General features: G+C 68.7%; 12 protein-coding genes. 8 read left to right on the top strand and 4 right to left on the bottom strand.

From position 1 onward, the window contains the following. Both ACYQ7X_RS03000 and ACYQ7X_RS03005 read right to left on the bottom strand, forming a co-directional pair. Nucleotides 1–1077 carry an ABC transporter permease gene (locus tag ACYQ7X_RS03000; protein ID WP_459695348.1) on the bottom strand — a complete coding sequence of 359 codons (1077 nt, stop codon included), beginning with the start codon at nt 1075–1077 and terminating at the stop codon, nt 1–3. Beyond that, nucleotides 1074–2654, bottom strand: a complete 1581-nt coding sequence (locus tag ACYQ7X_RS03005) for a sugar ABC transporter ATP-binding protein (protein ID WP_459695349.1) — start codon at nt 2652–2654, stop codon at nt 1074–1076. Before ACYQ7X_RS03005 ends, ACYQ7X_RS03000 begins: the two co-directional genes overlap by 4 nt. Before the next feature lie 149 nt (nt 2655–2803). Here ACYQ7X_RS03005 and ACYQ7X_RS03010 point away from each other — a divergent pair, with 149 nt between their 5' ends. After that, nucleotides 2804–3505 carry a FadR/GntR family transcriptional regulator gene (locus ACYQ7X_RS03010; RefSeq protein ID WP_459695350.1) on the top strand — a complete coding sequence of 234 codons (702 nt, stop codon included), beginning with the start codon at nt 2804–2806 and terminating at the stop codon, nt 3503–3505. Between the two features lie 44 nt (nt 3506–3549). Here the strand turns inward: ACYQ7X_RS03010 and ACYQ7X_RS03015 are convergent, their stop codons facing one another. Continuing rightward, the gene (locus ACYQ7X_RS03015) at nt 3550–6162 is read right to left on the bottom strand and encodes an MMPL family transporter (RefSeq protein ID WP_459695351.1); all 2613 of its coding nucleotides are present in this window, start codon (nt 6160–6162) and stop codon (nt 3550–3552) included. 221 nt (nt 6163–6383) lie between these two features. Between ACYQ7X_RS03015 and ACYQ7X_RS03020 the strand changes: the two genes are divergently transcribed. Continuing rightward, nucleotides 6384–7262 (top strand): 3-hydroxybutyryl-CoA dehydrogenase, encoded by an 879-nt coding sequence (locus ACYQ7X_RS03020; RefSeq protein WP_459695352.1) that lies wholly within the window; start codon nt 6384–6386, stop codon nt 7260–7262. Nucleotides 7263–7330: 68 nt separating this feature from the next. Here the strand turns inward: ACYQ7X_RS03020 and ACYQ7X_RS03025 are convergent, their stop codons facing one another. After that, nucleotides 7331–7882, bottom strand: coding sequence for a zinc-ribbon domain-containing protein (locus ACYQ7X_RS03025; RefSeq protein WP_459695353.1), 552 nt, complete (start codon nt 7880–7882; stop codon nt 7331–7333). A gap of 389 nt (nt 7883–8271) precedes the next feature. On the opposite strand from ACYQ7X_RS03025, the gene ftsE reads away from it, so the two are divergent. The 6 genes from ftsE (at nt 8272) to rapZ (ending at nt 12985) form a co-directional block, all read left to right on the top strand. Further along, nucleotides 8272–8943: a cell division ATP-binding protein FtsE gene (gene ftsE, locus ACYQ7X_RS03030; RefSeq protein ID WP_459695354.1), complete on the top strand. Its 672-nt coding sequence runs from the start codon at nt 8272–8274 to the stop codon at nt 8941–8943. Then, complete coding sequence (locus ACYQ7X_RS03035; RefSeq protein WP_459695355.1) at nt 8933–10054, top strand: cell division protein FtsX; 1122 nt, start codon at nt 8933–8935, stop codon at nt 10052–10054. Before ftsE ends, ACYQ7X_RS03035 begins: the two co-directional genes overlap by 11 nt. Beyond that, nucleotides 10051–10737, top strand: coding sequence for a YdcF family protein (locus ACYQ7X_RS03040; RefSeq protein ID WP_459695356.1), 687 nt, complete (start codon nt 10051–10053; stop codon nt 10735–10737). The genes ACYQ7X_RS03035 and ACYQ7X_RS03040 overlap by 4 nt, the downstream gene beginning before the upstream one ends. After that, nucleotides 10734–11522, top strand: coding sequence for a lysophospholipid acyltransferase family protein (locus ACYQ7X_RS03045; protein ID WP_459695357.1), 789 nt, complete (start codon nt 10734–10736; stop codon nt 11520–11522). Before ACYQ7X_RS03040 ends, ACYQ7X_RS03045 begins: the two co-directional genes overlap by 4 nt. A gap of 144 nt (nt 11523–11666) precedes the next feature. After that, complete coding sequence (locus tag ACYQ7X_RS03050; RefSeq protein WP_459695358.1) at nt 11667–12092, top strand: HPr kinase/phosphorylase; 426 nt, start codon at nt 11667–11669, stop codon at nt 12090–12092. Then, complete coding sequence (gene rapZ, locus ACYQ7X_RS03055; protein ID WP_459695359.1) at nt 12089–12985, top strand: RNase adapter RapZ; 897 nt, start codon at nt 12089–12091, stop codon at nt 12983–12985. The genes ACYQ7X_RS03050 and rapZ overlap by 4 nt, the downstream gene beginning before the upstream one ends. Nucleotides 12986–12995: the final 10 nt, after the last annotated feature.

The raw sequence follows: 12995 nt of genomic DNA on the forward strand, positions 1-12995 counted from the left end.
TCAGCTGCGGTTGCGGAGTTGATCGATCCACACCGTGACCAAGATGACCAAGCCGATGACGATCTGCTGGGTGAACGAGGAGACGCCGTTCATGTTCAACCCGTTGCGCAGAATGCCGATGATGAACGAGCCGATGGCGGTGCCCGAGATCGTGCCGAGGCCGCCCATCAGCGAGGTGCCGCCGATGACCGATCCCGCGATCGCATCCAGTTCGTAGCCCACACCTTCGTTCGGCTGGCCGGTGACGAGGCGGGACATCAGGATGCAGCCGGTGACGCCGGCGAGCGTGCCCGAGAGCACATAGGTGAAGAGCGTGACGCCAGAGACATTGACACCCGAGAGCCGCGCCGCCTCGCCATTGGAGCCGACGGCATAGATATGGCGGCCGAGCACGGTGCGCGTGAGCAGGAGCGACACCAGCACCATGAGGGCGACCATGATGATGACGGGGTAGGGAATGCCCGGGAAGAGCACGTTCGGAAAGCCGTCCGCCCCGATCGTCTCGACGCGGAAGAGCGAGCCGTTGCCGAGCACGCCGAAGCCCTGGCCGAGGCCGGAGACTGCGCGCGCGCCGGTGATCTGCAGCGCCACGCCGCGCGCCACCATCATCATCCCGAGCGTCGCGATGAAGGGCGGCAGCCGCAGCCTGGTGACGAGCAGGCCGTTGGCAACGCCGCAGATCCCGCCGACGGCGATCCCGCAGAGGAAGGCGAGCCAGACCGGCAGGCCGGCCTGCGTCGCCATCGCGGCGACGACGCCCGAGAGCGCGAGGATCGAGCCCACGGAAAGATCGATCCCGCCGGTGATGATCACGCAAGTCATGCCGACGCCGAGGATGCCGATCGAGGTGACCTGCAGCGAGACCGTCAGCGCATTGTCGATCGTCGGGAAGGCCCGGCTCGTCACCGAGAAGGCGATGATGAGGAGCACGAGGCCGCAGAAGGCGGCGAATTTCTGGATGAGTTCGCGCCGCCGGTCGCCCCAGCGGCCGCGCGCGGCGGGGGGGGCGGCCTTCTCCTCCGCTGGGCCGAAGCCCTGGGGGGCCGAGACCATCTCGCCCGGGGTTTCGCCCTTCATGCCTCGGCTCGCGCGGCTGGGGCCGGGCGGAGAGCGCCGCCGCGCCCGGATGCGTAGTGCATGATCTCTTCCTGGTCCGTCTCGTGGGTGTTGAGGATGGCAGCGATCCGCCCGGCATGGAAAACCGCGACGCGATCGGACATGCCGAGGATCTCCGGCAGGTCGGAGCTGATGAGCACGACGCCGACGCCGCGTGCCGCCAGCTCATCCATGATCTGATAGATCGCGTAGCGCGCGCCGACATCGATGCCGCGCGTCGGCTCGTCAAAGAAGAACAGGCGGGAGCCGGTGAAGAGCCACTTGCCGATGATGATCTTCTGCTGGTTGCCGCCCGAGAGCAGCCGCACCGTCTGCCGCGGCGATGGCGTACGGATGCCGAGCAGGTCGATATAGGATTGCGTGATCTCCGTCTCGCGGCCGTGGTTGAGCAGGCCGAGGCGGGAGGCGACGCCGCCGATATTGGCGAGCGTCATATTCGCCGAGACCGACATCTTCACCGCCAGCCCCTGGCTTTTGCGATCTTCGGAGAGATAGGCGATGCCATCGGCGATCGCCTGGCGCGGCTGGCCGATCGCGAGCGTCCGCTCCTCGAAGCGGATGCGGCCGGCATCGAGCTTGTCCGCGCCGAAGATCGCGCGCGCAACCTCGGTGCGGCCGGCGCCGATGAGGCCGGCGAAGCCCAGGATCTCGCCGCGGCGAAGGGTGAAACTCACATCCTGGAAGGCGCCGCGGCGGCTCAGCCCTTCGGCCGCGAAGATCGTTTCGCTACTCGGGCTCCGCGTCGGGGCAGGAAATTTCTTGTCGAGCGAACGGCCGACCATCAGCGAGACGATCTCGTCCGTCGAGGTCGCGGCGAGATCGCTGGTGCCGACCATTCGCCCGTCCCGCAGCACCGTTACCCGGTCAACGATCGCTGCCATCTCGTCGAGCCGGTGGGTGATGTAGATGATGCCGACACCCTCCGCCCGCAGATCGCGGATCACCCGGAACAGCACCATGGTCTCGGATTCGGTGAGCGAGGAGGTCGGCTCGTCCATGATCAGCACTTGCGCGTTGATCGAGAGCGCCTTGGCGATCTCGACCATCTGCTGCTGCGCGACGGAGAGCGAGCGCACCGAGGCCCGCGGGTCGATCGTAAGGCCGAGGCGGCGGAGGCAGGCTTCCGCCTCGCGCAGCAGCCGGCGGCGATCGACGAAGGGGCCGCGCCGCGGCTCGCGCGCGAGGAAGATGTTCTCCGCGACATCAAGATGCGGAACGAGGTTCAGTTCCTGATGGATGATGGCGATGCCGACGCGCTCGGCCTCCAGCGTCGAGGCGAATTGGCGGCGCGCGCCCTTGTAGAGGATCGTGCCGGCATCGGGCTTCTGCACGCCGCTGATGATCTTCATCAGCGTCGATTTGCCGGCGCCGTTCTCGCCGCAGAGCGCATGCACCTCGCCGGGCCGCAGATCGAAGCTCACACTGTCGAGCGCCAGAACGCCGGGAAAGCGCTTGGTTATCCCATCCAGTCGCAGAACAGGTTCAGCACCCGTGAGCGGGGCGCGGGCTTGGGGGCTGCCCAGGCCTGCTGCTTTCATGACAGTCCCCTCCCATGGTGCCGGCCACCAGGGCGATGGCGGCCGAACGGCGCCGCGGTTATCTAGACGGCGTTTGGAGGTGAGGCTAGGTATATTGGCCTTACCGGTCAAGCCGAAGCTGGCAATGCGTGGCCAAAAAAGGAGATGCCGTGCTCCAAGACGAGGAATTGGCCCGACCGCCTGAGGCGAAACGCCTCTATCAGGTGGTGGCGAGCCAGATTCGGCAGCTCATCGCGGCGGGGCATTTCCCGCCCCTTTCGCGCCTGCCGGCAGAGCGGGAGCTCGCCCAGCTTCTCGGCGTCTCGCGTCCTTCGCTACGCGAGGCGCTGATCGCGCTTGAAATCGGCGGCAGCGTCGAGGTGCGGATGGGCTCGGGCATTTACGTGACGAGCCGTGCCGAAAAGGCGCCGAGCCAGGAGGGCGGTCTTGGTGAGAGCCCGTCCGAGATCATGCAGGCGCGCATCGCGGTCGAAGGCGCGGTCATCGTCCTCGCCACCGCCCGCGCGAGCGAGCAAGCGGTCGCCGAGCTTGCCGCACTTCTGGAAGCGATGCGGCAGCGGATCGATGCCGGGGAGAGCCCGCTGGAGCAGGACCGGCGCTTTCACCTCGCCATCGCGGCACTCGCCGGCAATAGCGTGCTCGGCCGCCTGGTGGGCGATCTGTTCGATGCCCGCCACAGCGGCATTCACCAGCTGCTCAGCAGCAAGTTCGATTCGGATAAGACCTGGCGGGTGGCGCTTGCTGAGCATGAGGCGATCGTCACTGCGCTTGAAGCGCGCGATCCGCTGCGCGCCGAGGCCGCGATGCGCATGCATCTGCAATCCTCGGCCGACCGCTGGCTGATCAGCTAGGCGGATCCCGGAGGGACGACGACGCCGCCTGACCGCGATCCGCCCTACTCGCCCCCGGACTCCTGCCCGCGATCGGCGCCCGGCGCGCGCACGAGGTAGAGGAGCGCCGGCTCGAAGACGAAGGTCGCCACCAGCGTGCAGCCAAGGCTCAGCAGCAGCAGCAGGCCCATGCTGGCCGTGCCCGGATGGTGGGAGAAGGCGAGCGAGCCGAAGGCCGTGCCGGTGGTGAGGGCGGAGAACAGCACCGCGCGTGCCGTGGGGGAGGCGAGGAAGCTGCGCTCCCCCGCGCGCCAGTTCATCACGAAATAGAGGTTGAAGGAGACGCCCACCCCCTGCAGCAGCGGCAGCGCGATGATATTGGCGAAATTGAGCGGCAGCGGCAGCAGCACGATCACCAGCACCGTCATCAGCGAGGAGAGCACCAGCGGCGCCAGGATCAGCAGGACATGCATCGGCCGGCGCAGGAACAGGAAGAGGATGACGGCGATGGCGATGAGCGCCAGAACCGCCGCCTCGCGGAAGGCGCCAATGATGGTATGCGCGCTCTCGATCACCGCGACGGCCGAACCGCCGGCATTGGGGGCAACCGCCTTCACCTCGCGCACGAAGGCGCCGAGGCCGGTGCTGTTCATCGCCGATTGCTTGGGCAGCACCTGAACCCGCGCCCGCCCGTCCGGCGTCAGCCAGTCCACCGTCAGATCCTTGGGCAGTGTCGCGAGGGTGACGGGGGTCGCCGAGAGCGTGGTGCGGAGCGTCGCCAGTTGCTGCGGCAGGAAGGCGGTGAGCGCCTTGTTCGCCGCCATCAGTTGGGCATCGGTCTTGCCTTCGAGGATTTTGAGATCCTGCCCGATGGCAAGCAGCGGGCTATCCGCGGGCAGCTTCGGGCGGGCGCTGTCGATCGCCTTGAGCGTGGTCGCGAGCGCGATGCGGATATCGCCCACCACGACCGGCGCGGCCGGGCCGGGGTTGAGCGTCGGTGCCAGAATTTCGTTGGTATCGGCGATCGCGGCGAGCTTGGCCTGCTGGTCCCCCGGCACGAAGCTTTCGATCGAGAGGGCGTGATCAACCTCGGGCAGCGTGTCGAGCTTCTGCACCAGGCTGGCCGCCGCTGCGGGCGAGGGCGCCAGGATGTCGATGCTGTAGGGATTGGTGAGCGGATTGTCGATGAGGCTGCGCAGCGTCTGCATCGCTTCGGAATGCGGGTCCTGCGTGTCGAGCGGGTCGCTGTCGAAGGCGATGCGGGGAATGAGCAGGATGGCGGCGAGCGCGATGAGGCCGAACAGACCGACGACCCGGCGCCGATGCTGCCAGAGGGCCATGTCGGCAGATGCGAGCCGGCTCCAGCCGATCTCGCCGCCCTCGGCCGGCAGCCGCAGCAGGGTGATCAGCGCCGGCAGAACCGTGACCGTGCAGGCGAAGGCGATGAGCATGCCGACCCCTGCGATAAGGCCGAGTTCGGCGACGCCCGCGAAGCTCGTCGGCACGAAAGCGAAGAATCCGGCGGCGATGGCGACGGCGGCGAGCAGCACGGAATTGCCGGCCTTGCGCATGGTGCCCATGAGGGCTGCCTCCGCATCCTCCGCGCCCCGCCGCTCGTCGCGGTAGCGCACGCAAATCTGGATCGCGAAATCTACCGCGAGGCCGACGAACAGCACCGCGAAGGCGACGGAGATGAGGTTGAGAGAGCCGATGGTGGCGGCGGCGAAGAAGGTGGTGAGCAGCAGGCCCAGCACCAGCGTCAACATGATGGCGAGGATATAGCGCAGCCGCCGCACCGCGAGCACCAGCCAGAGCAGGATGAAGAGCACGGAGAGCACGCTATCCAGCACCACGCCCTGGGTGAGCGAGGCGAATTGCTGGTCCGCCAGCGCGATCTGCCCGGTGATGCGAAAGCTCGCGCGGCCGTCGGCGATCGTCGGCACGGCGGCTGCGATCTTGCGGAGCGCGTCGGTCGCCGCCGCCCCGGGCTCGATCGCGCCATAATCCTGCACCGGCTGCACCAGGACGAACCGGTCCGGCCCGGCGCGGTCGCTCAAGGAGCCGCCGAGCAGCTTCTGCCAGGAGACCGGCTCGGGATGGCCCTGCGCCGCGGCGCGCAGGCCGCGATCGAAGGCGGCCAGCGATGTCCTGTAGGCGGAGAGATCGACCTGGCCTTGCGCCGCGCCCTGGCCGATGAGGCCGATCGCCGTCAGCAGGCCGCGCATCGAGGGGTCAGCCGCCAGCTGGCCGATGAAGGGCTGCGCCTGGACGAGGCTGTTCAGGAAGCTATTGAGGTCCTGGAGGCTGAGGAAGAGCAGCCCTTCCTGCTTGAAGAAGGCGAGATTGTCCGGCCGGCGGACGGTGCGGAAATGCTGCTTGTCGGCGGCGGCGGCGCGCGCGATGGCAGCCGCCGTCAGATCCGCCTCTTCCGGGGTCTTGGCCTGGATCACGCCCACCAGCAGATCCTGAAACTGGGGGAACTCCTTGTTCAGGGCGATCTCTGCCTGCCGCCAGCGCAGCTTGGGCGAGAAGAGATCATCGGTATTCGTATCGATGCCGAGATGGCGGGTGGTGAAGAGCGCGCTGCCCACGGCAAGGATCAGGGCGATGAGCACGACCCAGGGCGCGCGGCGGCTGCAAAGGCGTGCGACAGCCGCCAGCTTGTTCTGAACCCACATTGGCGCTTATCGGTCCTTATCCATCATCGTCGCAGCCATGGTCTCGGGTCATGGCCGGGGCCCCAGGGCTGCGGCAGGCCAAACACCGCACCGCAATACCGGATCGCCCGGCCAGGGTGAAGCGTGCCGGCGTACTCCTCCCTCTTTCCGCCGTTGGCAGGCGCGCCAAAGCCACCGATACTCCGGCCTGCGCGAAAGGCAGCGGCAAGGGGAGCGGGGACATGGCGGACGGCAGGGATATCGAGCGCCTCGGCATCGTAGGCGCCGGCCAGATGGGCAGCGGCATCGCGCATGTCGCCGCCCTCGCGGGGCTTGCGGTCTGCCTGACAGATGTGCGGGCCGAGGCGCTTGCCGCGGCACGGGAGGGCATCGCCCGCAACCTGGAGCGGCAGGTTCACAAAAGCATCATCACGCCCGAGCAGAAGGAAGCGGCGCTCGCCCGGATCAGTACCGAACGCGCGCTCGACCGCTGCGATCTCATCATCGAGGCGGCGACCGAGCGGGAGGAGGTCAAGATCGCGATCCTCAAGGATCTGCTGCGCGAGGCGCGGCCGGATGCGATCCTGGCGACCAATACCTCCTCGATCCCGATCACTCGCCTTGCGGCGGTGACGGACCGCCCGCACCGCTTCATCGGCATGCACTTCATGAATCCGGTGCCGGTGATGAAGCTCGTCGAGATTATCCGCGGCATCGCGACCGATGACGAGACCTTCGCCACGGTCGAGGCCCTGGCGCGGCGCATGGGCAAGGTGACGGCGGTGGCAGAGGATTACCCGGCCTTCATCGTCAACCGCATCCTCATCCCGATGATCAACGAGGCGGCTTATGCGCTGATGGAAGGCGTGGGCACGGTCAGCGCGATCGACACGGCGATGAAGCTTGGCACCAATCAGCCGATGGGGCCGCTGGAGCTGGCCGATTTCATCGGGCTCGATACCTGCCTCGCGATCATGCGGGTGCTGCATGAGGGGATGGGTGACAGCAAATACCGGCCTTGCCCGCTGCTGGTGAAATATGCCGAGGCCGGCTGGCTCGGGCGCAAGGCCAAGCGCGGCTTCTACGATTATACCGCCGACCCGCCGCGGCCGAGCCGGTAGCGCCCGCTCCCCGCGCGTGCGGGCTCGGTGGCGGTGCGCCTGCTGGGGATGGGCCGGGCGGCCTCGGCTCACAGGCCGACGGCGCGATAGACCTTGGCGAGTGCGGGGACGCTCTGTACCACCTGCGGCTCGAACAGGATGGCGCTGATCACCAGCAGGACGATCACCATCGCGGCAATCCAGATGCTCCAGCCGTTGATGCCCGAGCGGCGGCGGGTGGAGGGTGCGGGGTCGAACAGCGTATCATGCGCGAGCCGGCGCTCCTGGATATCGGGCATCGCGGCGGTGCGTTTGCCGGTCTGATGGCCTTCGAGCAGGGTGCGGGTAGAGGCAGGAATGGCGGAGACGGGCTCGGGCGTTATCGGCCGGGTATCGGAATCGGCGGTATCCCGCGCCGCGGCGGCAGGGGCCGCGGGTGGTGGTGGTTGCATCGGGGCGCTGGCTGCGGGCTGGGCGATCGGCGCCGGCGGCGCGGAAGACCCGCTCGCCGCGAGTGGCGGGGCAGCCGGCACCGTCCATTGATAGCCGCAGCGGTTGCAGCGCACCGCCCGCGGCTGCGCGCCGAACAGATCGTCCGGAGCCTCGTAGGTTGCCGAACATTCACGACAGATCAGCCGCATCCGCGCCCATACCCTTATTGGAGCAGAGCCCGCGCGGACCAGGCATCCGGTCGGGCTGGAAAGCCGCATGGCGCGCGCCCACGGGCGGGGAGCGGACGGGGCACAGCCCCGCCGCCCGATGGCTGCGCATGCCGCGCCGATTGTGGCCAAGAGCATGGCCGCGTGCAATCCTTATACGGAGGCTTCGCTGGCGCAGGCTGCGTTTATTCTTCATTATTCTCAAACAGATCGCCCGGGGCGGTGCGAGGGATGGTGGCCCGTCCGGTGCCGCGCCGTCCGCCCGCTTCGCGAAAGCGTGACGAGGGCGCCGCTTGCCGGAGGCGGGCGGGGGGTGGTCTGCGAGGCGCGGTGGCGGAGAATGGAGATCTCTTCAAGGATGACGGCTCCCGATGATCGAGCTTGAAAATGTCAGCCTGCGCTATCCCGCCGGGCCGCACGGCCAGACAGAGGTGCTGCACGATCTCAGCTTCGCCGTGCCCGAGGGCGGCTTCCGCTGGCTTATGGGACCTTCCGGCGCCGGCAAGACGAGCCTCATGCGCATGATCTATCTCGCGGTGCGCCCCTCGCGCGGGCGGCTGTCCATCCAGGGCATCGATATCGGCCGGGCGGAGCGGCGGGCGCTGCCGCGCCTGCGCCGGCGCATCGGCGTCGTCTTTCAGGATTTCCGTCTGCTTCCGCACCTCACGGCCTTCGACAATGTCGCCCTGCCGCTGCGCATCGCCGGCCGGCCGGAAGGGCAGATCCGGGCGGATGTGGTGGAGATGCTGCGCTGGGTCGGCCTTGGCGCGAAGATCGAATCCCGCCCCTACGAGCTTTCCGGCGGCGAGCAGCAGCGGGTCGCCATCGCCCGCGCGGTGATCAACCGGCCGGTGCTGCTGTTGGCGGACGAGCCGACCGGTAATCTCGACGATGCCCAGGCCGAGCGGCTCATGCAGCTGTTTCAGGAGCTGAACCGGATCGGCACGACGGCGATCGTCGCGACGCATAATGATTCCCTCACCGCGCGCTACCCCGCCCGCACCCTGCGGCTCGATGCCGGCCGGCTGGTGCATGATGGCTGAGGACGATTGGGAGGACTGGGAGGAGCCGCACCCCGCCGTGCCGCCGCCGCGCGGCGCGCGCGAACCGATGGGCCGCAGTTCCGAGCCCGGCCGCCCGCGCCGGCGGGGAGTGGCGGAGGCAGTGTCGGCCGAGCGCGCCGAACCCGCTCCATCTCGTTCTGCTGTCCCGCCCCGCACGCGGGAGCGACGCTCAGGCCTGCTGCGGCCGATGGGGTTCGACGATCTCGGCCTCCGCCGGGCGCTGTCGGACCGGCTGCTGCCCTTTCTCGTCGCTGCCATGGCTTTTCTCGCGGCGCTTGCCTTCGCCGGCGCCATGGCGACCGCGACCCTCGCCCATCATTGGCAGCGAGGCGCGGAGGCGGAACTGACGATCCAGGTGCCGACACCGCATGATCCGGCTGTCGGCCAGACGGGAGACCGGGTGAGCGCGGTGCTCGGCCTCCTGCGGGCCGATCCGGCCATCCGCTCCGCCCGAGCGATGACGGCGCAGGAGCTGAGCCACCTGCTCGAACCCTGGCTCGGCATGGGCAGCGGCAGCCTGGGACTTCCCTTGCCGGCGGTGATCGCCGCCGAACTCGCGCCCGGCCGCGCGGTGCCCTCCGATCTCGCCGCGCGGCTGCGCGCGGTCGCGCCCGAAACAGTGACGGAAAGCGCCGATATCTGGGCCGAACGCCTCTCGGCCCTGGCGCGCAGCCTGCAGGCCTGCGCGGCGGTCGCCCTCCTGTTGGTCATCGCGGTCGCGATCGCGGTCGTCACCGTCGCGACGCGGGCCGGGCTCTCCGCACGCCGGGAATCGATCGAGATTGTCCATGGCCTTGGCGCGACCGATTCCTATATCGCCGGGCGCTTCGCCCGCCGCGCCATGCGCCTCGCGGCGGCCGGCGGGGCAGGCGGGGCGATCGCTGCGCTGCCGGTGCTGCTCTGGCTCGCGGCGCTCGCCGCGCCTTTCGCCGTGGGTGGCACGACCGCGGCGGCGGGCGAGGGCCCGGCTCTCCTCGCGCTGCCACTCGCGATCTGGATTGCGCTACCGATCCTGCCGGTCACCGCAGCGCTGATCGGCTATCTCACCGCGGAACTGACCGTGCGGCGCTGGCTGAGACAGCTGCCGTGAAACGGCCGCGGCGCTTTGCGCGACGGCGGCATGCCGGGCCGTCGAAGCAGGCGCGCGGGCGGGCGCTCGCCGCCCATTCCACGCCGCCGCTGCTCCGCCGCCTTGCGGCCTTCCTCTGCCTGCTGCTGCTGACAGGCTGGTGCGCCGGCTTCCTATGGTTTCTCTACGTGACCTATCTGCCGTCCGAGCCGCCGGCGCGGGCGGATGGCATCGTCGTCCTCACGGGCGGGGAGGATCGGCTGGCCGCCGCCTTCGAGATGCTGAACGAGGGCCATGCCGACCAGCTGCTGATCTCCGGCGTGCCGCCGGCGGTGACGCTGCATGATCTCGAAAGCTCGGCGCATCTCTCCCGCCCGCCATCGGCAAGCCATGTCACCCTTGGCCATCGCGCCCAGACCACGGTGGGCAATGCGGAGGAGACCGCCGCCTGGGTCGCCGCGCATCACATCCGCTCGCTCATCGTGGTGACGGCCGGCTATCACATGCCGCGCGCTCTCCTCGAAATGTCCCGCGCCATGCCGGGGGTGATCTTCTACCCGATGCGCGTGCAGCCGGCGCTGATCTTCGATGGCGCCCGGCCGCATGTCTGGCGGCTGCTGGTCGGCGAATATACCAAGTGGCTGCTTGCGGAAGCGCGGGTCTCCCCGATCGCGAGCCTGTTCGAGAGGAACCGCCTGCCATGACGCGTGCCTGGCGTCTTTGCTCATCCCTGCTGTTCAACATCTGCTTCATCGCGCTGACCGCCTATTACAGCCTGCGCGCCTTCATCTGGCTGCATACCGGGCGGGCGGATCGGCTGGCGCTCTTCGGCAGGCTCTGGGCGGGGGCGGTGGTGCGGTGCCTGCGCCGTGTCGTCGGCATCCGGGTGCGTATCGAGGGGGTCGAGCATCTGCCGCTCGACGCGCCCTTCCTTATCGCCTCCACGCATCAATCCGCTTTCGATACGGTGATCTGGATGCTGCTGCCGCGGCCCTCCTACGTGCTCAAGAAGGAGTTGCTGAAGATCCCGCTCTTCGGCGCCTGCCTCGAACCCGGCGGCATGATCCCGGTGGACCGCAAGGCCGGCGCGCGGGCGATCCGCGATCTCATTCGGCGCGGCGAGGCGGCGCGGGCGGCAGGGCGGCAGGTCGTGATCTTCCCGCAAGGCACCCGGGCGGCACCGGGGGAGGCGCGTATCATCCAGCCCGGCGTGGCGGCGCTGGCGGGCGCCATGGCGGTGCCGGTCTTTCCCGTCGTCACCAATTCCGGGGCGCATTGGGGGCGCAATGCCTTCCGTAAATTCCCCGGCACCATCCGCATCCGCATCGGCCGGGCGCTGCCTTCCGGCCTGCCGCGCGCGGCCTTCGTCCAGGCGCTCGACGCGGCTTGGGGACAACTTGAGGATGAAATGGCCACCCCTGTGGATAACATTGTGGGTGAAGATGCCGAATCCCTCGACTCACGCACGAAGAAGATTTCTTATCGCTAGAATATATCGGCATTTTTCCTGTCCACAGGGTCTTGCCGGCGATTCCGGAGGAGCTTGGGGATGACCTTGGGAAAACCTGGGACGAACCAATTATCCGCGAAATGCCGCTTCCTTCCGCCCGCCGCTTGTCGCATTCTCCGCGCGATGCTCTTGCATGCCAGTTGCGCCGCCCGGGATGGCCTCGCGATCCTGCTGACCGGAGTTCCCGGCATCGGCAAATCGGATCTTTTGCTGCGGCTGATGGATCGCGGTTTCGCCCTGCTCGCCGATGATCAGGTGGAAATCGGGCCCGATGGCTGGGCGAGGCCGCCGGAACGCCTCGCCGGGCTGATCGAGGTGCGGGGACTTGGCCTGCTGTGCCAGACGTATCTTGCGCAAGCGCGGCCGGTGCTGGTGGCCGAACTCGCGCATGAGCCGCCGCCCCGCCTGCCGCAGCCACAGCGCCATGCGACGCTCGGCCTGCCGCTCATCCACCTCGATCCTCGTCCGGCCTCGGCCCCGCTGGTCGCGGCCTGGGCCTTCGCGGTCGCGGCGGGAGAGGCGCGGCTGCTCGCCGGGGCGCTGGCATGAGCCAGCCGGAGGCGGGCCGGCGCATCGTCCTCGTCTCGGGCCTCTCGGGCGCCGGCAAATCCTCCATCCTCCATACCTTCGAGGATCTCGGCTACGAGACGGTGGATAACCCGCCGCTCTCCCTGCTCGACGATCTGCTGAGCCGGACGGACCGCGCGCTCGCCATCGGCATCGACGCCCGCACCCGCGGCTTCGCGGCCGGCGCCGTGGTCGAGGCGGTGGGCCGGCTGCGCCGCACGGCGGGGCTCTCGGTCGCCCTCATCTACGCCACCGCCGAGGATGCCGCCCTGCTCCGCCGCTATACCGAGACGCGGCGCCGCCACCCGCTCGCCCCGCAAGGCCAGGTGCGGGACGGGGTGGCGGCCGAGCGCCGGCTGACCGAGCCGCTGCTCGCCGCCGCCGATCTCGTGATCGACACCTCGCGCCTGCCTCTGCCCGAGCTCCGCCAGACCATCGGCCAGCGCTTCGGGCTGAGCGCGCGGGAAGGGCTCTCCCTCACCCTCGTCTCCTTCGCCTATCGTGCCGGCCTGCCGCCGGAGGCGGATCTCGTCTTCGATGCCCGCTTCCTGCGCAATCCTCACTACGAGCCGACGCTGAGGCCCCGCACTGGATTAGATCCCGAGGTTTGCGCATATATCCGCCAGGATCCGGATTGCGCTACCTTCCAGGATGCCATTCGATCGATGGTCTTGCTATTGCTGCCGCGCTTCGTGCAGGAAGGTAAGAAATACGTCACCGTCGCGATCGGATGTTCTGGGGGGCGGCACCGATCTGTCTTCTTGATCGAAAGCCTGGGCGAGGTCGTGAGGGATGCAGGATGGCAGCCGCTGATCCTGCATCGCGAGCTCGGACGGGAAGAGGCCGGGGAAGGGCAAGGTCGGGCGGATGCTTAACAGCATGGCA

It is taken from the genome of Acidisoma sp. C75 (assembly GCF_054665095.1).

Coding starts and splice junctions, on each gene's coding strand:
- ACYQ7X_RS03005 (WP_459695349.1), bottom strand. CDS start 2,654: ATGAAAGCAGCAGGCCTGGGCAGCCCCCAAGCCCGCGCCCCGCTCACG.
- ACYQ7X_RS03050 (WP_459695358.1), top strand. CDS start 11,667: ATGCTCTTGCATGCCAGTTGCGCCGCCCGGGATGGCCTCGCGATCCTG.
- ftsE (WP_459695354.1), top strand. CDS start 8,272: ATGATCGAGCTTGAAAATGTCAGCCTGCGCTATCCCGCCGGGCCGCAC.
- ACYQ7X_RS03025 (WP_459695353.1), bottom strand. CDS start 7,882: ATGCGGCTGATCTGTCGTGAATGTTCGGCAACCTACGAGGCTCCGGAC.
- ACYQ7X_RS03045 (WP_459695357.1), top strand. CDS start 10,734: ATGACGCGTGCCTGGCGTCTTTGCTCATCCCTGCTGTTCAACATCTGC.
- ACYQ7X_RS03020 (WP_459695352.1), top strand. CDS start 6,384: ATGGCGGACGGCAGGGATATCGAGCGCCTCGGCATCGTAGGCGCCGGC.
- ACYQ7X_RS03035 (WP_459695355.1), top strand. CDS start 8,933: ATGATGGCTGAGGACGATTGGGAGGACTGGGAGGAGCCGCACCCCGCC.
- ACYQ7X_RS03015 (WP_459695351.1), bottom strand. CDS start 6,162: ATGTGGGTTCAGAACAAGCTGGCGGCTGTCGCACGCCTTTGCAGCCGC.
- ACYQ7X_RS03000 (WP_459695348.1), bottom strand. CDS start 1,077: ATGAAGGGCGAAACCCCGGGCGAGATGGTCTCGGCCCCCCAGGGCTTC.
- rapZ (WP_459695359.1), top strand. CDS start 12,089: ATGAGCCAGCCGGAGGCGGGCCGGCGCATCGTCCTCGTCTCGGGCCTC.